The sequence below is a fragment of the Neisseria maigaei genome (assembly GCF_958267405.1).
In the GTDB taxonomy this organism is placed as follows: domain Bacteria; phylum Pseudomonadota; class Gammaproteobacteria; order Burkholderiales; family Neisseriaceae; genus Neisseria; species Neisseria bergeri.
In genome coordinates, this window is sequence record NZ_CATQFT010000002.1 from 59,347 (window position 1) to 79,699 (window position 20,353).

The following is a 20,353-nucleotide window of genomic DNA, read 5'->3' on the forward strand; positions in this document are numbered from 1 at the left end:
GCTTGGCTGTCAAAGGTGGTTGTTAAGAAAAGCAATCCCCCTTTGACGGGATGCGATATATAAAGGAATGGAAAATATGGTAACGTTTTCAAAAATCAGACCACTTTTGGCAATCGCCGCCGCCGCGTTGCTTGCCGCCTGCGGTACGGCGGGAAACAATGCCGCCCGCAAGCCGGTGCAAACCGCCAAACCCACCGCAGTGGTCGGTTTGGCACTCGGTGGCGGAGCATCTAAAGGATTTGCCCATATAGGCATTATTAAAGTTTTGAAAGAAAACGGTATTCCTGTGAAGGTGGTTACCGGCACATCGGCAGGTTCGATTGTCGGCAGCCTTTTTGCATCGGGTATGTCGCCCGACCGCCTCGAATTGGAAGCCGAAATTTTAGGTAAAACCGATTTGGTCGATTTAACCTTGTCCACCAGTGGTTTTATCAAAGGCGAAAAGCTGCAAAATTACATCAACCGAAAAGTCGGCGGCAGGCAGATTCAGCAGTTTCCCATCAAATTTGCCGCCGTTGCCACTGATTTTGAAACCGGCAAGGCCGTCACTTTCAATCAGGGGAATGTCGGACAGGCGGTTCGTGCTTCCGCAGCCATTCCCAATGTGTTCCAACCCGTTATCATCAGCGGGCATACATATGTTGACGGCGGCCTGTCGCAGCCCGTGCCCGTCAGTGCCGCCCGGCGGCAGGGAGCGAATTTCGTGATTGCCGTCGATATTTCCGCACGTCCGAGCAAAAATGTCGGTCAAGGCTTCTTCTCGTATCTCGATCAGACGCTGAACGTAATGAGCGTTTCCGCGTTGCAAAATGAGTTGGGGCAGGCGGATGTGGTTATCAAACCGCAGGTGTTGGATTTGGGGGCTGTTGGCGGTTTCGATCAGAAAAAACGCGCCATCCGGTTGGGCGAGGAGGCTGCACGTGCCGCATTGCCTGAAATCAAACGCAAACTGGCGGCATACCGTTATTGACGCTATGCCGTCTGAACGTGTTTCCAGAAGGCTTTATCCATAGAAAAAAATACCCGAATCCCGTACAATACGCCCCTAAAATTTTGAAAGAACACAAGAATCATGGAAGCCGAAGTAATCAACCAGCTTAACAACACCCTGAACGACTTGGAGAAGCGCAGCGAAGACATCCGCGTTTATATGGATTATCAGGGCAAGAAAGACCGATTGGAAGAAGTCATCGGCCTTTCCGAAGACCCCGAACTTTGGAACGACCCGAAACGCGCCCAAGAAATCGGCAAAGAGCGCAAAATCCTCGAAGGCATCGTGCTGACGCTGGACAACATCGCTTCGGGCATCGAAGACAACCGCATGCTGATTGAAATAACCGTTGAAGAAAACGACGAAGAAGGTTTTACCGCCGTGCAGGAAGACGTGTCGGGACTGGAAAAACAGATGGCGGATTTGGAGTTCAAACGGATGTTCAACCAGCCTGCCGACCCGAACAACTGCTTTATCGACATCACCGCAGGCGCGGGCGGTACCGAAGCGGAAGACTGGGCGGGTATGCTGTTCCGTATGTACAGCCGCTACGCCGAGCGCAAAGGCTTCAAAATCGAAATCCTTGAGGAAGACGACGGCGAAATCGCAGGCATCAACCGCGCCACCATCCGTGTGGAAGGCGAATACGCCTACGGCTTGCTGCGTACCGAAACCGGCGTTCACCGCTTGGTGCGTTACTCGCCGTTTGACTCGAACAACAAACGCCATACCTCGTTTGCCTCCGTGTTCGTTTACCCTGAAATCGACGATTCTATCGAAATCGAAATCAACCCCGCCGATTTGCGCATCGACACCTACCGTGCATCGGGCGCGGGCGGTCAGCACATCAACAAAACCGACTCCGCCGTGCGCATCACCCACGAGCCGACCGGGATTGTGGTGCAATGTCAAAACGACCGTTCGCAACACGCCAACAAAGCCGCCGCGATGGAAATGTTGAAATCCAAACTGTACGAATTGGAAATGCGCAAACGCAACGAAGAGAAACAGGCGTTGGAGGAAGGTAAGTCCGATGTGGGTTGGGGCAGCCAAATCCGTTCGTACGTCTTGGACTCCTCGCGCATCAAAGACTTGCGTACAGGCTACGAAGTCGGCAATACCAAAGCCGTATTGGACGGCGACTTGGACGGCTTTATCGAAGCCAGCCTGAAACAGGGTGTGTAGTTTGAACTGTATGCCGTCTGAAGTCTGTGCCGCTTCAGACGGCATTTTTGCGTTTCGTGTTATAATCCGCGCCGCACACGGGACGGGCAGACAGTCGCCGCGTATCGCGTAAGGCATACGGGGAGGAAAGTCCGGGCTCCGCAGGGCAGAATGCCGGTTAACGGCCGGGCGCGGTAACGCGACGGAAAGTGGAACAGAAAGCAAAACCGCCGATGGCTGCTTTGGCAGCACAGGCAAGGGTGAAAAGGTGCGGTAAGGGCGCACCGCGCATTTGGTAACAATATGCGGCAGGCCAAACCCCATTCGGAGCAAGACCAAACAGAACGCAATGACGCTGCCCGCCGAGCGTTCGGGTAGGTTGCTTGAGCATACCGGCAACGGTATGCCTAGAGGAATGACTGTCCGAGACAGAACCCGGCTTACCGCCCGTCCGGTGTGCATCCGATACGCAAATGCCGTCTGAAACCTGAAATACGGTTCAGACGGCATTTTTATTTAGGCTGTGTTTTTATATTCCGTTGATGCAACTCTAATTTAGTCGGACAAAATGCCTTTTTCCAATGAAACCAAACTGTTTCCATACAAACGGAAATCAACGGCTTTCCCTTGCGTTATTCAAATGACAATCGGCAGGCTGCCTTCCGGTTGGGCAGGAGCCTGTCCTGTCGGATGGAAACGGTTTGGTTTCATTATGCGGAAAAATGCCGTCTGAAGGGTTCAGACGGCATCGGCGCGTCGGGGCGGGGCTTAGTCTGTGCCTTCGAGCATTTTGTTCAATTTGGGAACGAGCAGGAGCAGCAGGAAGCCTGTGGCTGCGCCGATGTAGAATAGCAGCCGGTAAAAGCCGATTTCGTCGCCCGCCTGATAGCCTTTTTCAAATAATACGCCGCCCAAAGTGAAGCCTAATGAAAAGGCAAGGAAATTAAGGGCGACCATTTGGGTTTTGAATAAAGGCGGTGCGATTTTGGTGGAAATGGACAGCGCAATCGGGGAAATCATCAGTTCGCCTATCGTGATGGCGAGGACAATCAGTGCGAAAACCGCAATAGGCATCGGCGTGCCAGAGGAAATAAAGGGGACGAATCCCAAAAACGACGCGCCGGTAACAAATACCGCCATAGCGAATTTCAGCGGGGTTTTAGGCTGTTTGCGCCCCATTTTTGTCCACATTGCCGCCATTATTCCGGAAAATAGGATGACCCACAGGCTTTGCATAGAATCTTTCCAGGCGACGGGTACGGTAAACGAACCGATGGTGCGGTTGACGGTTTCGTCGAAATAGACGGTTGCTACGGTGTAAATCTGAAACCAGACGGCCCAAAACATACAGATGGTCAGGAAAAGCGGGATGTAGGCGATGATGTGCCGTTTGTTGTTGGAACTGACGCGGGGGTTGGTCAGCAGGCGGGCGAAATAGGCGATGACGGCAAGGATGACGGTAGATAAGAGGATGCCGGAGAAATTGTCGAGGTTGACAAGCCCGGTTTTGATGGCGGTTGCAAGTGCGGCGATGAGGGTGATGCCGACGGCGGCCGCAGTTTTGCCCTGTCCTTTTGAAAGCGGATGGGGGACGGTGGGGTGGGGCAGGTTTTTACGTCCCAAGGAATAACGCCACAAGCCGAATGCCATACCGACCGCCGCTGCGCCAAAGCCATAATGGAAACCGATGTTTTCTTGAAGCAGGCCGGTCAGCAGCGGGCCTAGGAAGCCGCCGATATTGATGGCGATGTAGAAAATGGAAAATCCCGCATCGCGCAGCGGGCGCATTTCGTCTTGTTCGTATAATGTGCCCACCATAGAGCTGGCCGTGGATTTCACGCCGCCGCTGCCCAATGCGATGAATATCAGCCCGATTAAAAGGCCGTACAGGCCCGGTGCTACGGCAAGGACGATGTGTCCAAGCATCACGACGATGCCCGAGAGGAAGAGGGTTTTTTCCGCACCCCATACGCGGTCGGCAAACCACGCGCCCAAAATGGTGGACAGGTACACGCTGCCGCTGTATGCGCCGACAATGCCGCCAGCGAGGGTTTTGTCTATGCCCAAGCCGCCTTTATCGGCGGTGTAATAGAGGTAAATCAGCAGGATGCCCTGCATTCCGTAAAATGAAAAACGTTCCCACAATTCGATATGGAAGAGAGTGGAAAGCTGGAAGGGGTGGCCGAAGAATGTTTTTTCTCCGGTGCGGGCGGGATGCCGGGACATAAAGGTTCTCCTAAAAGATTTTCTCTCAATGCCGTCTGAAACGGATGCGGACGGCGGCGGTGTTTTTTGTATGAAAATCGGTTTTTAACCGATATTTTCATTCTTTGTCAAACGACGCGCTGCCGTTTCTGCGGACGGATGTTTTATATTTGTTTCAATTCAACGGATTGAATTTTAGAGTACGTGTTCTGATACGGCGCGGGTAAAGCCTTTTCTGTCAAGGGATTATCCGATAGGACGGTTTTTACTTAGATGGAAAATCACCGCCTTATATATCCGCCACGCCGAAGGGCGCATTATAGTGGATTAACAAAAACCGGTACGGCGTTGCCTCGCCTTAGCTTAAAGAGAACGATTCTCTAAGGTGCTGAAGCACCAAGTGAATCGGTTCCGTACTATTTGTACTGTCTGCGGCTTCGTCGCCTTGTCCTGATTTTTGTTAATCCACTATAAAGACCGTCGGGCATCTGCAGCCGTCATTCCCGCGCAGGCGGGAATCCAGACCTTAGAACAACAGCAATATTCAAAGATTATCTGAAAGTCCGAGATTCTAGATTCCCGCTTTCGCGGGAATGACGAAAAGTTGTGGGAATGACGGTTCGGGCATTCCTTAAATTACCCGTGTATCGCTGTAAATCTTAGAGATGGCGGAATATAGCGGATTAACAAAAACCGGTACGGCGTTGCCTCGCCTTAGCTCAAAGAGAACGATTCTCTAAGGTGCTGAAGCACCAAGTGAATCGGTTCCGTACTATTTGTACTGTCTGCGGCTTCGTCGCCTTTTCCTGATTTTTGTTAATTCACTATATCGATTCTGTTCCCTTGCAGGTGGACGGCGGAAAAGCAGGTTTTCAAATGTCCGGTTTGGCAGCGCGCCTTTCAGACGGCATGGCGGCGGACAGTGCCATGCCGTCTGAAAACCGTTTATTTCCCTTTGCCGTTTCCGGCGGTGTCTTTTTTGTCCGAACCGAAGAGGTGGTCGAAACGTATGGTGTATGTCAGTTCGCCGCCCGACGAACGGCTGCCGATACGGGCAACCGCCTGTATGGCGCGGGTCAGCCGGTAAATCAGTTTGACGGACTGTTCCGCGCTGGAGATGCCGTATTCGTAGCCGATGTAGAGTTTGCCGGTCAGTTGTTTGCCGACGGTCAGCACCTGTTCGGCGGGGTTGAGTTCGCCGGTTTGCGCGTTGCGGCTGCGCTTGCTGGTAAAGCCCAAATCATCCACCAGCCCGATGCGGTCGTTGATTTGTCCGGCAAGCAGCGCGCCTGCGGCTGCGGACAGGGCGGCATTGTCGCCGCTGCTGCCGCTGCCGGCGCGGTTGAGGATGAGCCAGGAGAGCTTGTCTTTTTCACTCATCGGTTCGTTTGCCGTCAGCGTAATGCGCGGGCTGTTGAGGCTGCCCAATATTTCCACGCCCGCACCGACGGGGGAAAGGCGGCGTTCGGCGCGGATGTTGAGGTTGGGGTCGTTGAGCGGGCCGACAAAGGAGACCGTGCCTTTGGTAATGTCCAAATCCTGCCCATATGCCTTGTAACGCCCTTTGATGACGCGGACCGTGCCCACGCCCCGCACGCTTCCGCCCGGTTGCGCGGTCAGGGTCAGTTTGCCGCCTATGGTAACGTCCGCGCCGTAGCCGGCGAAGCGGATGCCGTCATTGAGGTCTAAAGTCAGGTTCATATTGACGGGGAGCGGTGCCGCCGCCTCTTTTTTGACTTCGCCCAATACGACGACATCGTCGCCGACGGACGGCATCGAGGATTTTTGCGAACCGAACAGCCCCTGATCCGTTTTAATCATCCCGGTAACGGATATGCCTTTTTGCGGCGAATAGCGCAGGCGGGTGTTGCCGGAAACCGTCAGGCGGCGGTTAGGGCGGGACAGGATGCGGTATTTGTCGAACACCGCGCCGATATCGACATCGGGCCCGCTGTTTTCCATACCGACCGTGCCGGAGAGTTCCGCCGTCCCTTCGTGCCGGAATTTCAGGCTGTCGATTACCCATTTCCTGCCCGCGATATGCGAACGCAGCGAACCGTTGTCCAAGATGATGCCTTGGGTTTGGTTGCGGTAATAGAGCTTGTCGCCGTTGATGCTGCCGCCCAAGTGCGGGTCGGCGATGCTGCCGCCGAGGGTTACGGCGGCATTCAGGCTGCCTTTGACGGTTTGTCCGACGGGCAGGAAGTTGCGGAATGCTTCGGCATCGGCAACGGTCAGGTTGAGCCTGCCGCCCAGGGGCGCGGTATCGAAGGAGCGGCTTTGCCCGACGGTGATGTTGCCGTTGATTTTCCCGTAGTTGCTGCTGCCGTTGACGGCGGCATTGACGGACGGAGAGCCGACCCGTCCGCCGATTTGCGCGGCGGTATTCAGGCTGCCGGTAATGTTTTGCGCGGCGGTGGGCAGAAAGGGCTTCAATGCGCCCAAGTCGGGAAGGGAGGCGGTAATCCTGCCGCCGAGCGGTGCATTTGCCATATTGCCGCCGAAGGCGTTGCCGATACCCAAATCGGCGTTAATCCGTCCGAAACGTGCGCCGCCGTCAATCAGGATTCCGATGCGGTCGTTTTGAAAGCGCGTTTTCAGGGAAAATGCGTTCAAACCCAAAGCCTGACCGCCGGGCAATACGGCATCGCCGCTTTGTCGGCTGATATTGAGGTAGCCGCGCGCGTTACGCCCGTAGGCGACATCCCAGTCGCCGTTTAAAACCAGATTGTGTTCGACGGGCGGTTTGAAGAAATTGTGCAACTCGGCGATATGCAGACCGTGTGCGCCGCCTTTTGCCGATATGCCGGTTTTTTTATCCCAAGAAAAGTGTTGCAGGTTGAGGCTGCCGCCCATTGCCTGCCAATTTGCCGTACTTGCCGCCACGCGTTCCGCACCGGCTTCGAGCGTCATACGGTTTTGCAGCTTGAGGTTGAACGCGCCGCCTATGTCGAAAACACTAATACTGCCTTTCCATAGGGTAAGTGCCTTGTTGATACCGCCTGAAGCGTCCAAGTTAAATTTGAACGGTTTGCCGTCCAGCGTCATGGCGGCGTGTGTGCGGATGCGGTGCTGCGCGCCCGTGCCTTCCAGCGTCAGACCGGCGGTATCGACAACCGCCGCCCCACCCGACAGGGAAAGTCGGCTGCCTTTGATGTCGGCGCGTATCGGGCGGCTTGTGTTGGGCGAGCCTCTGAGCGTGAAATCGAGCGAACGGATGTCTGCCGCCTTGCCGATGTGCAGGTTGCGCGCCGTGCCGGAAAGGTCGGTTTCAAAGGTTCGGATGCCGCCGTCCAAATCGCCGGAAAGGTGTCCGCGTACATTTAAAGCCCCCGCGAGTCCGAAACCGAAACGGGAGAGGTCGGGTGCAGTGATATTGAGGTTGAGCCGGTCGCCTTTTTTGCCGAAGCCGCCGTCTGTTTTAATAATGTTCTGTCCCAGCCGCAAATCGACGGCGGCGCGCGGAAGGTGGTGGGACTCGTAAATAATGTCGGCATGACCGTTAAGCGGTACACCGTTGAGTATGCTGGGGGAAAAACGCATTTTGCCTGCAAAATGCTCTTTTGCCAGTTCGCCTGCAAGGTTTATTGAGCCGTTGATATTGCCTGACGGAAATTGCGGATCGATGCGCGAAGGGTCGAATGCGCGGGAACGGATGTCCAGCTTGAGCAGGCGGTCTTTAAACAGTTCGAGGTAGCCTTGCGCGGTCAGGCTGCCTTGCCCTGCTTCAATGCCAACGGTGTCGAACACCAGTTTTTGCTGTCCGTTTGCGGGGTCGCTTTCAATACCCAGACTGCCGTGCGTGCGTGCCGTACCGTTGCTGAGTTTCCAAGTGATGCCGGGTGAGGCGGTTGGGCCTTTGATGCCGATGCTGCCGTCCAATCTGCCTTTGAACGCGGTTTGCAGCACGTCTTCCGCGCCGACGGAGTTGATGCCTATATTTAAATCGAGGATGTCTTTTTCGGTATCGATTTTGCCCGACAGCCTGATGCCGCCCCGTCCGAGCAGGGCGGCGGATGTATTGCCGATATGCACCGTGCCGTCCTGCCTGATGACAAAGCCGCCTACAACCTGACGGACGGGGATGCCGTTGCGGTCGGCAAAGCCGGCTTTGGTGTTTTCCAAATCGAGCGAGCCTTCCAGCGCGATGCCGTCTGAAAACGACGGGATGGCGGTCAGGTCGAAATTCAGCCCGGCATCGGGCAGGGAAGGCACGAAGGCGGACGGATTGATGTTGAATCCTTTGACCAGCACTTCTTCCAATGTTTTATCCAATGATTCGGCAAACGGGTGGATGACGGATTTTCCCGAGAGGCGGATATTGCCGCCGTCGATCGCCAGTTCGGCGCGCACATCCTTCAGGCTGCCGCTCAGCCGTGCCGTACTGTTTATGGTTTCGCCTTCGAGTCCGCCTTTGGTGTAAATGGCGGTATCGAGGGCAAACGGTTTTTTCAAGCCGACCGAGGCAGCCCCCGACGAACTGCTCCACGGCGTGTCGGCGGCCTTCAGGTCGAGGCGGTGTCCTTTGCGGTCGTAACGGTATGCCGCGTTGAGGCGTTCGAGATAGACGGTTTGTTTGTCAAAAGTTTTGCCTACGCTGATTTTGCCCGTCTCGAAGCGGTCGAGATAGACGGCGGAGGGCAGGTCTATGCTGTCGGGAAGGCTGAGCGGAGGGCGTTCTTCTTTAGGCGGAGTCGGTTTGGTAACGATGGCGATGTCGCCGGCGGAAATTTCGGTGATGTGCAGGCTGCGGCGCATCAGTTCGGACGGTTTCCACGCGAAGCGGAAGCGGCTGATTTTAAGGTCTGCCCCCTCGGTTTCTATCGACCAGTTGTCGCCGTCGAAGCCGTCGAGCAGCGTGCCTTTGAGGTTTTGGGAGGAAATGTTTACGCCGAACCAAGACGGGATTTGGTACAGCCCGAAGCGCAAACCCGCTTCCGTACTGGCGAGCCAGCCGAGGAAACATACTGCCAAAATCAGGACAGACAGCAGTGCCGCCGACAGCTTCAGCAGCGGGCGGCGTTTTTTTGCCGGCGGGGCTGGGCGGTGTTCAGACGGCATTTTGCGCGTGCCGTTTTCGGTCGGATCGGTATCTGTCGGTGCGGTATCGGTCATAATGTCTGTTTCAAAATAGTTTGCTGCAATGCCGTCTGAAGCGGCCGTATCGGTTTAGAAGCGCGTTCCCAAGCTGATGTGCCAGCGGATTTTCTTGTCGTTGTGCCCGTAGGCGATGTCGAAGGAAAACGGCGCGAGCGGGCTGAACCAGCGCACGCCCAGTCCCGAACCGTGTTTCAGCTTCATACGTTTGAAATTGGCGGCGGCATCGCCCATATCGTGGAACACCGCGCCGGACAGGGTGCGCGTAAACGGCAGTTGGTATTCCAGGCTGCCCACCAAGAGGGCGCGTTCGGGCAGGACCGATCCGTTCGGGCCGGCAAGTCCGATGCTGTCGAGTTCGTAACCGCGCACGGAAGACGCGCCACCGCTGCGGAACATCAGCCCCGAGGGGACATCGGCATTGTCGCGGGCAACGGTGTAACCCGCTTGTCCGCGTATGATGAACGTGCCGAGTTTTTTGTTTTCGGGCGTGAAGAAATAACCTGCGCGGGCAGAGGTGCGGATCAGCGCGGTGGAGGACAGGAATGTGCCCAAAGTCGTCCCGATTTTGCCGTCGAGGTAATGGCCGTTTTCGGGATGCAGCACGTTGTTGAGCAGCTGGCGTTTCCAAGAGGCGGTCAGCATCGTGGCGTGGCTGTTGCCCAAATCGACATCCGAGCCGGGGATTTTCCGGCCTTCTGCGAGAAACTCCGCCCCCAGCCTGGCATCGATGCCCGCGCGGTCGCGCACATACCAGACGCCGCCGGAGAAGGCGCGTTTTTCGAGGTTTTGGGTGGTCGAACGGTTGTAGGAAACGTTGCTTGTCCAGTAGTTGCCCCGGTAGTTGCGCGGCTGGCTGATGCCGGCGGCAAGCGTGGTTTCGTATTTGTCCATATCCCAGACGATCGAACCGATATAGCCTTTGTTGAAGAGGTTGTAATAGTCGTAGGCGATTTTGCCGCCCAAACCGTATTCCGAATCGAGGCGGATGCCGGTTTCGAGCTTGTGGCGTTTGACCTCGGTTACGCTGACTTTGACGGGGACGCGGTCGCCTTGGAGGCGGTCGAAGTCGGCTTGTACGGACGCGCCGGAATAATGCCCGTTTTGTTCGAGCGCCTGTTGGAAGTCGAGCAGCAGGTCGAGGTCGTAGGGCGTGCCCGGTTGGAAGCGCGCCAGGCCGGAGACGATTTGTTCGGGGTAACGCTGCGTGCCGGTAATTTCAAAGTCGCCGAAGGCGATGGGGCGGCCGCTGTCCACGACGACGTTCAAATCGGCGGTGGCGGTATCGGGGTTGACGGCCGCCCGGGTGTTGCCGAGCTTGGCAAGCGGGTAGCCTTTGCGCGTTACCGCGCCGAGGACGGAAGTTTTGCTGTTTTCCCAACTGTCCTGATCGAAATCGCTGCCTACCGGCTGCTGCCAGTTTTCCAGCGCGTTGCGGTAGTATTCGGCGAGGTTGCCGTCTGAAAGGATGTCGCCGAGGATGGCGACGCCGACGTTGGCGATTTTGGTGCGCGGGCCCGGTGTGATGTGCACCGTATAAGCTCCGTCTTTTTCCGTCAGGCTGACTTTGCTACTGAAATAGCCTTTGCTGCGGAGCATTGTTTTAACGTTGTCCGGTGCTTCTTCGGCGAGGAAGCCCGTCTGTTCCTTGTCCAATACTTCTTCCTGCTGCTGCGTGATGAGCGGCAGGTGTTCTTCGACCATATCTTTGATTTCACTGTCCTGCGTGTCGATGCGGACGGGGAATTTGGGTTTTAATTTGACTGATTCGGTGTCGGGGCTTTTGTTTTTGAACAATGCGAAACCCGCCGCCTTGTTTTCGGAAAGGTCGGCGGCAGGCGCGTATGCGTGCGGAAAGAAAAATAAAGCCGGCAGGAGCAGGGCGGTCGGTTTGATCATCATAGTACGGGTGTCGTGCATCGGTGTGGCGGTTTTCGATTCTAACACTGTTCGGACGGGGTTTCGAACGGCCGTTTTTGTGTTGTTCGGACGGGGCGGGACGCTTCAGACGGCATACTGCCGCCGGTATTTCGGAGGTTGCGGCCCGCCGGAAATGTATCTGCTTGTTTTAAGGTATTTTGTTTCTAATCCGCATATGGAAAACAGGCTGCGTTTCGGAATAGTGTCGAAAAATAGGCAGGATTAAATAAATTTATTTTCGTTCAATAAATTAAACCGTTGCGCCGAATGATAAAGCAAAGCCTGTCCGGCACTGCATAGGGCAAATCAACGCAACCTTAAAACACAGCCGAAAAATAAAAAAACACAGAGAATGAGTTTTCTTTTAAAATACAACATTTTTTAACATATCACAACATAAGGAAGAATTATGGCGTTCGGCAAATCCTTATTTCATGCGATCGGCCGCGTCAGCCTGGTCAGGCAGATTGCCGCCGGTTTGGCGTTGGGCATCGTAATCGGTTCGGTTTCCCCGCAACTGGGCTTGGCGGCAGGCTTGTTCGGCAGCCTGTTTGTCGGCGCACTCAAAGCGGTCGCGCCGGTTTTGGTATTTATTTTGGTGGCGGCCACAATCGCGCAGCACCAAAAAGGCAACAAGGCGCATATCAGGCCGATTATCGTCCTCTATCTCATCGGTACGTTTTCCGCAGCCCTGACCGCCGTCATCGCCGGTATGGTTTTCCCGACGCACATTGTTTTGGCGGGCGCGGGCGATGTATCCGCCGCGCCGCCTTCCGGCATTGTGGAAGTATTGAAATCGCTGCTGATGAACCTGGTCGCCAACCCGATTAACGCGATTGCCAATGCCAACTATATCGGCATTTTGGCTTGGGCTTTGGTTTTGGGCGCGGCGTTGCGGAATCACGGTTCGGACGTTACGCGGCAGGTCGTTGCCGATTTGGCGGAAGCGGTTTCCACCGTCGTGAAATGGATTATCCGTTTTGCCCCTTTGGGTATTTTCGGGCTGGTGTCATCCACAATCGCGGAGACGGGTTTCGGCGCGCTGGCGGGTTACGCGAAGCTGCTTGCGGTGCTGTTGGGCTGTATGGCGTTTATCGCGCTAGTGGTCAATCCCGCCATCGTGTGGTGGAAAATCCGCCGCAATCCTTATCCGCTGGTGTTTACCTGCCTGCGCGAAAGCGGCGTGTATGCCTTCTTTACCCGTTCTTCCGCCGCCAATATCCCCGTGAATATGGCTTTGGCGAAAAAGCTGGGGCTGCACGAAGACACTTATTCGATTTCCATCCCGTTGGGGGCGACCGTCAATATGGGCGGCGCGGCGATTACGATTACCGTTTTGGCTATGGCGGCGGCGCACACCCAAGGCATACAGGTTGATTTTGCCACCGCGCTGCTGTTGAGCCTGGTGGCAACGGTCAGCGCGTGCGGCGCGTCCGGTGTGGCAGGCGGTTCGCTGCTGCTGATTCCGCTGGCGTGCAGCCTGTTCGGCATCAGCAACGATGTCGCCATGCAGGTGGTCGCCGTCGGCTTCATCATCGGCGTGATTCAGGATTCGGCAGAAACGGCGTTGAATTCTTCAACCGACGTTTTGTTTACCGCTGCCGCCGATTTGGGCCGACAGAGAAACCGTGCGGAATAAACCAAGCTATGCCGTCTGAAGCCTGGTTGGCGTTCAGACGGCATATTTTTACAATTTTATGGGCATATGGCGGAAACAATACCGGCTGCCTTATTGAATATGTTTCAACACACAGGGCGATACATAAAGCACCGCCCTATGAAGGAGATGATGATGTTTAAACGCAGTGTGATTGCAATGGCTTGTATTTTTGCCCTTTCAGCCTGCGGTGGCGGCGGTGGCGGATCGCCCGATGTCAAGTCGGCGGACACGCCGTCAAAACCGGCCGCTCCTGTTGTTGCTGAAAAAGAGACAGGGGCAAAGGAAGATGCGCCACAGGTAGGTTCTCAAGGACAGGGCGCGCCATCCACACAAGGCAGCCAAGATATGGCGGCAGTTTCGGCAGAAAATACAGGCAATGGCGGTGCGGCAACAACGGACAACCCCAAAAATGAAGACGCGGGGGCGCAAAATGATATGCCGCAGAATGCCGCCGATACAGATAGTTTGACACCGAATCACACCACAGCACCGAATATGCCCGCCGGGGATATGGGAAACCAAGTACCGGATAACGGGGAATCGGCGCAACCGGAAAACAAACCGGATGCGGCAAATGCGGCGGACGGAATGCAGGGGGACAATCCGTCGGCAGGGGAAAATGCCGGCAATACGGCAGATCAAGCTGAAAACAATCAAGTCGGCGGCTCTCAAAATCCTGCCCCTTCAACCAATTCTAACGCCACGAATGGCGGCAGCGATTTTGGAAGGACGAACGTGGGCAATTCTGTTGTGATTGACGGGCCGTCGCAAAATATAACGTTGACCCACTGTAAAGGCGATTCTTGTAATGGTGATAATCTATTAAGCGAAGAAGCCCCGTCAAAATCAGAATTTGAAAAATTAAGTGATGAAGAAAAAATTAAGCGATATAAAAAAGACGAGCAACGGGAGAATTTTGTCGGTTTGGTTGCTGACAGGGTAAAAAAGGATGGAACTAACAAATATATCATCTTCTATACGGACAAACCCCCTACCCGTTCTGCACGGTCGAGGAGGTCGCTTCCTGCCGAGATGCCGCTGATTCCCGTCAATCAGGACGATACGCTGATTGTCGATGGGGAAGCGGTCAGCCTGACGGGGCATTCCGGCAATATCTTCGCGCCCGAAGGGAATTACCGGTATCTGACTTACGGGGCGGAAAAATTGCCCGGCGGATCGTATGCCCTCCGTGTGCAAGGCGAACCGGCAAAAGGCGAAATGCTTGCGGGCGCGGCCGTGTACAACGGCGAAGTGCTGCATTTCCATATGGAAAACGGCCGTCCGTACCCGTCTAGGGGCAGGTTTGCCGCAAAAGTCGATTTCGGCAGCAAATCTGTGGACGGCATTATCGACAGCGGCGATGATTTGCATATGGGTACGCAAAAATTCAAAGCCGTCATCGATGGAAACGGCTTTAAGGGGACTTGGACGGAAAATGGCAGCGGGGATGTTTCCGGAAGGTTTTACGGCCCGGCCGGCGAGGAAGTGGCGGGAAAATACAGCTATCGCCCGACAGATGCGGAAAAGGGCGGATTCGGCGTGTTTGCCGGCAAAAAAGAGCAGGATTGATGCTGATGCCGTCTGAAGCGCAGGTATTCATTACGGCGGGACGACGCGTTCAAATCATCAAACAAGCCCCCGAAAAAGGCGGCATCCCAAAATCCGGCACTGAAATTGCCGCGCGTATCGGCGGCATTCCCCCTCCGTCTGGGGAAACCGTCGGCAGCAGCCGGAATGCCGGGTATTTCCGCCCGCCTTTTTCGGGTTGTTGAAATATGAAAATAAAGCACAGGCCGTCTGAATGTTCAGACGGCCTGTTTTTTCAACGGCTGTGTTTCAACACTCCGCCGGTTCCAACCGGCAGCGGCAGGGCGATAATGCCTTGAACCCCCGCTCTTCGGGGCGGCAGGGTTCGGGCCGGTTTGGGGAAAGGCATCGCCTTTCCGAATCGGGGCGGTACGACGGGGTGTGCCTTATGTGCTAAAAGGGCTTGCGGAAACGGTATGCCGTCTGAAGCGGGGGCGTTCAGACGGCATTGTGATGTTTGGGTCGCGGGTCCGGTTCAAATCCGCATCAGTTGATAAACCCGTCGTCTTTCATTTTCTTTTCGGAAAAATACTGGCCGCATACCAGCAGGGCGGCGAGGATGATGACAAACAGCCCCGCCATAGTCAGTGTGATCTTAAAGAACAATTCCGCTTCGAGAAAAGAAAACCAAAGTTGCACAATCAGCAGCAGCACCCAGCCGGCAAATAGTCCGAGACAGGCATAAACGCCGAGCTTAAACACGATCCCGCTCCAAAATGACGACGTAGGCTTCGCGTTTGAAAAACAGCAGCATACGGCGTAAATCTTTTTCCATCGTTACGACCCGCCAGCCTTCGGGGGTTTGTTTGTTGAGGAACGCGCTGAAATTGACGGGGTTGACCTTTGCCGCGCCGAAAAACAGGCTGGACAACAGGCTTTCCTGATAAATGACGACTTTGTATTCTTTCATCGTATTTCCTTTTCGGTTGAAACACCGCCCTTTGGGGCGGCAGGATCAGACTTTATTTGGGAGGGGCGTAACCCCTTCCAAATCAGGATGATACATAGGGCGGTGCTTTATGTGTCGTCCTGTGTGTTGAAACATAGGATTCCTTTAACTAAGGGATTGCCTTTTCAGACAATCCCTTAAATTGCAGCGATGCAATGCGGCGAAACTTATTGCTTATTGCCCAACTGCGGCAATACCGAACCTTCGCCCAGCGACAACAAGCCGTTTTGCGAGTAGATACCCAGTTTGGCGCGGGTGTCGGTGATGTCGAGGTTTCGCATCGTGAGCTGTCCGATGCGGTCGAGCGGTGTGAACGCCGCACCTTCGACTTTTTCCATACTCAGGCGTTCGGGTTGGTAGGTCAGGTTGGGCGATTCGGTGTTCAGAATCGAGTAGTCGTTGCCGCGCCGCAATTCGAGGGTAACTTCGCCGGTAACGGCTTTGGCGACCCAGCGTTGGGCGGTTTCGCGCAACATCAAGGCTTGGCTGTCGAACCAGCGGCCTTGGTAGAGCAAACGTCCGAGGCGCAGGCCGTTGATGCGGTATTGTTCGATGGTATCCTCGTTGTGGATGCCGGTAACCAAGCGTTCGTAGGCGATGTGGAACAACGCCATTCCCGGGGCTTCGTAGATGCCGCGCGATTTGGCTTCGATGATGCGGTTTTCGATTTGGTCGCTCATACCCAAGCCGTGGCGGCCGCCGATGCGGTTGGCTTCGAGGAAGAGTTCGACAGGATCGGCGTATTCTTTGCCGTTCAGTGCAACCGGCACGCCTTCTTCAAAGTGTACGCTGACTTCTTCGGGTTTGACTTCGACGTTTTCGTCCCAGAAGGCAACGCCCATAATGGGTTTGACGATTTTGATGCCCGAGTTCAAAAATTCCAAGTCTTTGGCTTCGTGGGTCGCGCCGAGCATATTGGAATCGGTGGAGTAGGCTTTTTCAACCGACATTTTGTAGTTGAAGCCGTTGGCAATCAGAAATTCGCTCATTTCGTGGCGGCCGCCGAGTTCGTCGATAAATTGTTGGTCGAGCCAGGGTTTGTAGATTTTCAGCGCGGGATTGGTGAGCAAACCGTAGCGGTAGAAACGCTCGATGTCGTTGCCTTTGTAGGTGCTGCCGTCGCCCCAAATATTCACATCGTCTTCTTTCATGGCGGAAACAAGCATCGTGCCGGTTACGGCGCGGCCCAGAGGCGTGGTGTTGAAATAGGCGATGCCGCCGGTGGAAACGTGGAACGCGCCGCATTGGATGGCGGCGATGCCTTCGTGTGCCAACTGCGCGCGGCAGTCGATCAGGCGGGCGTTTTCCGCACCGTATTCCATCGCTTTTTTAGGAATGGCGTTGTAATCGTCTTCGTCGGGCTGTCCGAGGTTGGCAGTGTAGGCATAAGGCAGCGCGCCTTTGAGTTTCATCCACAACAGCGCGGCAGAGGTATCAAGGCCGCCGGAGAAGGCGATGCCGACTTTCTGACCGACGGGGAGGTTTTGTAAAATAGTATGGTTTTGGTTCATGAAAAAATCCTCGATAGCTTGAAAAATCAAAGCCATTATCTTATAAATAGGAAATATTGTCAGCCATCATGCCGTCTGAACGGGTATTCCGCCGTTTCAGGCGGTATTTAAAACTGAAAACATTATGAACGCGTTCAACCTCATCATCATCGGCGACGAAATTCTGCACGGCAGCCGCCAAGACAAGCATTTCGCCTTTTTCAAATCCCTGCTGGAATCGCGCGGGCTGAAGCTCAATCAGGTGCAATACCTGCCCGACGAACCCGATTTGCTGGTCAAACAACTGCGCCGCAGTTTTTCAGACGGCCTGCCGACTTTCGTTACCGGCGGCATCGGAGCCACGCCCGACGACCACACCCGCCAAGCCGCAGCCGCTGCTTTGGATTTGCCCGTCGTCCGCCATCCTGAAGCCGCCAAGTTCATCGAAGGCGTGACCCTTAAACGCGGTGAGCCGCTCGATTCGCCCGAACACGCCCAACGCCTGAAGATGGCGGATTTTCCCCAAGGCGCGGAATTGGTGCCTAATCCGTTTAATAATATCGCCGGATTTTCCATCCGCGAGCATTATTTCTTCCCCGGCTTCCCCGTGATGGCGCATCCGATGGCCGAATGGGTTTTGAATACTTATTACGCCGACCGCTTCAACCAAACCGAACGCGGCAGCCGCAGCGTGTATGTGTTCGAGCAGCCCGAATCGCGCATTACGCCGCTTATGGAGCATATCGAGCAAACTTATCCCGGCGTGCGTTCGTACAGCCTGCCCAGCGTCGGTTGGACGCATTCAGACGGCACGCAGGTCAAACCGCACATTGAGTTCGGCATCAAAGCCGAAGGAGAAGCCGTCAACCTTTTGGACGCGGCGTGGGCGGAAGTGTTGCACAGCTTGGACGGATTGGGAGCAGAGCTGAAAAATCGGGTAAACTGAAAACCGTTTGCCCAAATCGGACGATATTTAAGGAAAACCATGCAATACCGAATCAGAAGAGAAAACGAAGCACCCGAAGCAAAAAATGCGGGGGAAACCTTATGGGAGCGCGACATCATGCGCGAAGTGCTGCTGTCCGCCTATCGGGACAGGCGCAGGGAGCGGATGTGGAAAAACATCTGGCGCGCCGTCAGTACCCTGATTCTGGTTGCCCTGATTGCAGGCATTTTCCAAAAAGACGAAGCCGCATTGCAGTTGACGGGCAATATGCCGCATACCGCAGTCGTCAACCTGTACGGCGAAATCGGTAACGGCGTAGAAGACCAGGTCAAAAAACTCAAAGACGGTATGGAAGCCGCCTATAAAAACCCGCAGGCAAAAGCCATCATCATCCGCGCCAACAGTCCCGGCGGTTCGCCTGTCGTGTCCAACACCGCTTTTGAAGAAATACGCCGTCTGAAGGCGCAGCACCCCGGCATCCCCGTTTATCTCGTGGCGGAGGATATGTGCGCGTCCGGCTGCTACTACATCGCGGCGGCGGCGGACAAAATCTATGCCGACCCGTCCAGCATCGTCGGCAGCATCGGCGTTATCGGCAGCAGTTTCGACGCGACCGGCCTGATGGAAAAAATCGGCGTGAAACGCAGGGTTAAAATTGCAGGCAGCAACAAAGGCATGGGCGATCCGTTTTCGCCCGAAACGCCCGAACAGGCGAAAATCTGGGAAGAAATGCTGACCGGCATACACGGCGAATTTATCAAAGCCGTCAAAACCGGACGCAGCGGCCGCCTCAAATTCCGACAATATCCCGACGTGTTCAGCGGTCGGGTGTACACGGGTGCGGATGCGCAGAAAGTCGGGCTGGTGGACGGACTCGGCAATATTTACAGCGTGGCGCGAGACGTGGTCAAAGCCCCCGATGTGGTGGATTACACTCCGAAGGACGATTTCGGCAGAATCTTGGGTAGACGCTTCGGCGCAGAACTCAAAGCAAGCGTTTCGGAAGCTCTGCAATCCCTCCGATAACGCTTTCCGCCGGATATAGTGGTTGAAATTTAAACCACTATACCGATGCCGTCTGAAAGGTTTTCAGACGGCATTTTTTTGCATGGTAGGGTGATATTTGTGAAACGGTAATATGAAAACAGAACGCTTGTCGCGTGGTTTGTACCGTGCCGGTCTGTACGATGGCAGCAATATAGTGGATTAAATTTAAACCAGTACAGCGTTGCCTCGCCTTGCCGTACTATCTGTACTGTCTGCGGCTTCGTCGCCTTGTCCTGATTTAAATTTAATCCACTATAAAGATAGAAACGTTTTGTTTTTATAGGATTGGCGCGAAACAGACGGTCCGGCGTTCTTGAAATCAAATAAGAATCGTTATCATAACATGATTGTATTTATTGGGTTTTTTTGGGCGTTTTGCCGATATTTACCTTTTAATGGTTTTTGAAATTCGCTAAAATACGAAATTATTGTAGAAATTTTGTTAACGGATTTGGGTGTAACCATGTTGTCCGCTTACTTTCCCGTCTTTGTCTTTATCCTCGTCGGTCTCGCGGCCGGCGTGCTGTTTATCCTGCTCGGCACAATTTTGGGCCCGAAACGCCACTATGCCGAAAAAGACGCGCCTTACGAATGCGGTTTTGAAGCCTTTGAAAACGCGAGGATGAAGTTCGACGTGCGCTATTACCTCGTCGCCATCCTCTTCATCCTGTTTGATTTGGAGGTTGCGTTTATGCTGCCGTGGGCAGTCGTGTTCAAAGATTTGGGCGCGTACGGCTTCTGGTCTATGCTGGTGTTTATCGTCGTTCTGACGGTAGGCTTTGTTTACGAATGGAAAAAAGGTGCGCTGGAATGGGAATAGAAGGCGTTTTGAAAAAAGGTTTCATCACCACCAGCGCGGATACGGTGCTGAACTATATGCGTACCGGTTCATTGTGGCCGGTTACTTTCGGCTTGGCCTGCTGCGCCGTAGAAATGATGCATGCGGGCATGGCGCGTTATGACCTTGACCGTTTCGGCATCATTTTCCGTCCGTCCCCACGTCAGGCCGACCTGATGATTGTGGCAGGTACGCTGACCAACAAAATGGCACCTGCCCTACGCCGCGTATACGACCAGCTCGCCGAGCCGCGCTGGGTATTGTCTATGGGTTCGTGTGCTAACGGCGGCGGCTATTATCACTATTCTTATTCCGTTGTGCGCGGTGCCGACCGCGTCGTGCCGGTAGATGTTTATGTGCCGGGTTGTCCGCCGACTGCGGAAGCCCTGATTTACGGCCTGATTCAGCTCCAACAAAAAATCAAGCGCACTTCCACCATCGCGCGTGATGAGTAAGGAG

At 54.7% G+C, this 20,353-nt stretch carries 16 protein-coding genes, 1 other RNA gene and 1 pseudogene; 11 read left to right on the forward strand and 7 right to left on the reverse strand.

All coding sequences use genetic code 11. From position 1 onward, the window contains the following. Positions 1–76 precede the first annotated feature (76 nt). The 3 genes from Q3O06_RS01370 to rnpB all read left to right on the forward strand — a co-directional run bounded on the left by Q3O06_RS01370 (position 77) and on the right by rnpB (position 2,614). A complete protein-coding gene (locus Q3O06_RS01370; protein ID WP_301817223.1) occupies positions 77–970 on the forward strand; it encodes a patatin-like phospholipase family protein in 894 nt (297 codons plus the stop codon). Positions 971–1,072: 102 nt separating this feature from the next. Then, entirely contained in the window at positions 1,073–2,176 is a 1,104-nt protein-coding gene (gene prfB / locus Q3O06_RS01375; RefSeq protein ID WP_301817225.1) for a peptide chain release factor 2, read from the forward strand. A 78-nt stretch (positions 2,177–2,254) separates the two neighbouring features. Further along, positions 2,255–2,614: RNase P RNA component class A (gene rnpB, locus Q3O06_RS01380), an RNA gene on the forward strand. 309 nt (positions 2,615–2,923) lie between these two features. On the opposite strand, the gene Q3O06_RS01385 is transcribed toward rnpB, so the two are convergent. The 3 genes from Q3O06_RS01385 to Q3O06_RS01395 form a co-directional block, all read right to left on the reverse strand. Continuing rightward, positions 2,924–4,381: an MFS transporter gene (locus Q3O06_RS01385; RefSeq protein ID WP_301817227.1), complete on the reverse strand. Its 1,458-nt coding sequence runs from the start codon at positions 4,379–4,381 to the stop codon at positions 2,924–2,926. 924 nt (positions 4,382–5,305) lie between these two features. Continuing rightward, positions 5,306–9,475: a translocation/assembly module TamB domain-containing protein gene (locus Q3O06_RS01390; RefSeq protein ID WP_301817228.1), complete on the reverse strand. Its 4,170-nt coding sequence runs from the start codon at positions 9,473–9,475 to the stop codon at positions 5,306–5,308. 54 nt (positions 9,476–9,529) lie between these two features. Next, positions 9,530–11,377, reverse strand: a complete 1,848-nt coding sequence (locus tag Q3O06_RS01395) for an autotransporter assembly complex protein TamA (protein ID WP_301817321.1) — start codon at positions 11,375–11,377, stop codon at positions 9,530–9,532. 409 nt (positions 11,378–11,786) lie between these two features. Here Q3O06_RS01395 and sstT point away from each other — a divergent pair, with 409 nt between their 5' ends. Genes sstT through Q3O06_RS01415 form a run of 4 tightly spaced genes read left to right on the forward strand, consistent with a single transcriptional unit; the run spans position 11,787 to position 14,809 of the window. Further along, positions 11,787–13,016, forward strand: a complete 1,230-nt coding sequence (sstT, locus tag Q3O06_RS01400) for a serine/threonine transporter SstT (RefSeq protein ID WP_002224199.1) — start codon at positions 11,787–11,789, stop codon at positions 13,014–13,016. 8 nt (positions 13,017–13,024) lie between these two features. Beyond that, entirely contained in the window at positions 13,025–13,177 is a 153-nt protein-coding gene (locus Q3O06_RS01405; RefSeq protein ID WP_301817231.1) for a hypothetical protein, read from the forward strand. Further along, a complete protein-coding gene (locus Q3O06_RS01410) occupies positions 13,170–14,606 on the forward strand; it encodes a transferrin-binding protein-like solute binding protein (RefSeq protein WP_301817323.1) in 1,437 nt (478 codons plus the stop codon). The genes Q3O06_RS01405 and Q3O06_RS01410 overlap by 8 nt, the downstream gene beginning before the upstream one ends. A 5-nt stretch (positions 14,607–14,611) precedes the next feature. Then, on the forward strand, positions 14,612–14,809 hold the full coding sequence (locus Q3O06_RS01415; RefSeq protein ID WP_301817233.1) for a hypothetical protein: 198 nt from the start codon (positions 14,612–14,614) through the stop codon (positions 14,807–14,809). 301 nt (positions 14,810–15,110) lie between these two features. Here Q3O06_RS01415 and Q3O06_RS01420 read toward each other — a convergent pair whose 3' ends face one another. The 3 genes from Q3O06_RS01420 to argG all read right to left on the reverse strand — a co-directional run bounded on the left by Q3O06_RS01420 (position 15,111) and on the right by argG (position 17,084). Then, positions 15,111–15,326, reverse strand: coding sequence for a hypothetical protein (locus Q3O06_RS01420; protein WP_002233267.1), 216 nt, complete (start codon positions 15,324–15,326; stop codon positions 15,111–15,113). Then, the gene (locus Q3O06_RS01425) at positions 15,319–15,534 is read right to left on the reverse strand and encodes a DUF4177 domain-containing protein (protein ID WP_002218233.1); all 216 of its coding nucleotides are present in this window, start codon (positions 15,532–15,534) and stop codon (positions 15,319–15,321) included. The genes Q3O06_RS01420 and Q3O06_RS01425 overlap by 8 nt, the downstream gene beginning before the upstream one ends. Before the next feature lie 206 nt (positions 15,535–15,740). Next, entirely contained in the window at positions 15,741–17,084 is a 1,344-nt protein-coding gene (argG, locus tag Q3O06_RS01430; protein WP_301817237.1) for an argininosuccinate synthase, read from the reverse strand. A gap of 124 nt (positions 17,085–17,208) precedes the next feature. On the opposite strand from argG, the gene Q3O06_RS01435 reads away from it, so the two are divergent. Then, entirely contained in the window at positions 17,209–18,009 is an 801-nt protein-coding gene (locus Q3O06_RS01435; RefSeq protein ID WP_301817238.1) for a competence/damage-inducible protein A, read from the forward strand. A gap of 39 nt (positions 18,010–18,048) precedes the next feature. After that, entirely contained in the window at positions 18,049–19,035 is a 987-nt protein-coding gene (locus tag Q3O06_RS01440; protein WP_301817239.1) for a S49 family peptidase, read from the forward strand. 134 nt (positions 19,036–19,169) lie between these two features. On the opposite strand, the pseudogene Q3O06_RS01445 reads toward Q3O06_RS01440, so the two are convergent. Further along, positions 19,170–19,313: pseudogene (locus tag Q3O06_RS01445) on the reverse strand (IS5/IS1182 family transposase); the annotation flags it as partial. A 206-nt stretch (positions 19,314–19,519) separates the two neighbouring features. On the opposite strand from Q3O06_RS01445, the gene Q3O06_RS01450 reads away from it, so the two are divergent. Both Q3O06_RS01450 and Q3O06_RS01455 read left to right on the forward strand, forming a co-directional pair. After that, positions 19,520–19,876, forward strand: a complete 357-nt coding sequence (locus tag Q3O06_RS01450; protein ID WP_002216332.1) for an NADH-quinone oxidoreductase subunit A — start codon at positions 19,520–19,522, stop codon at positions 19,874–19,876. Continuing rightward, entirely contained in the window at positions 19,867–20,349 is a 483-nt protein-coding gene (locus tag Q3O06_RS01455) for a NuoB/complex I 20 kDa subunit family protein (RefSeq protein ID WP_002215610.1), read from the forward strand. Before Q3O06_RS01450 ends, Q3O06_RS01455 begins: the two co-directional genes overlap by 10 nt. Positions 20,350–20,353: the final 4 nt, after the last annotated feature.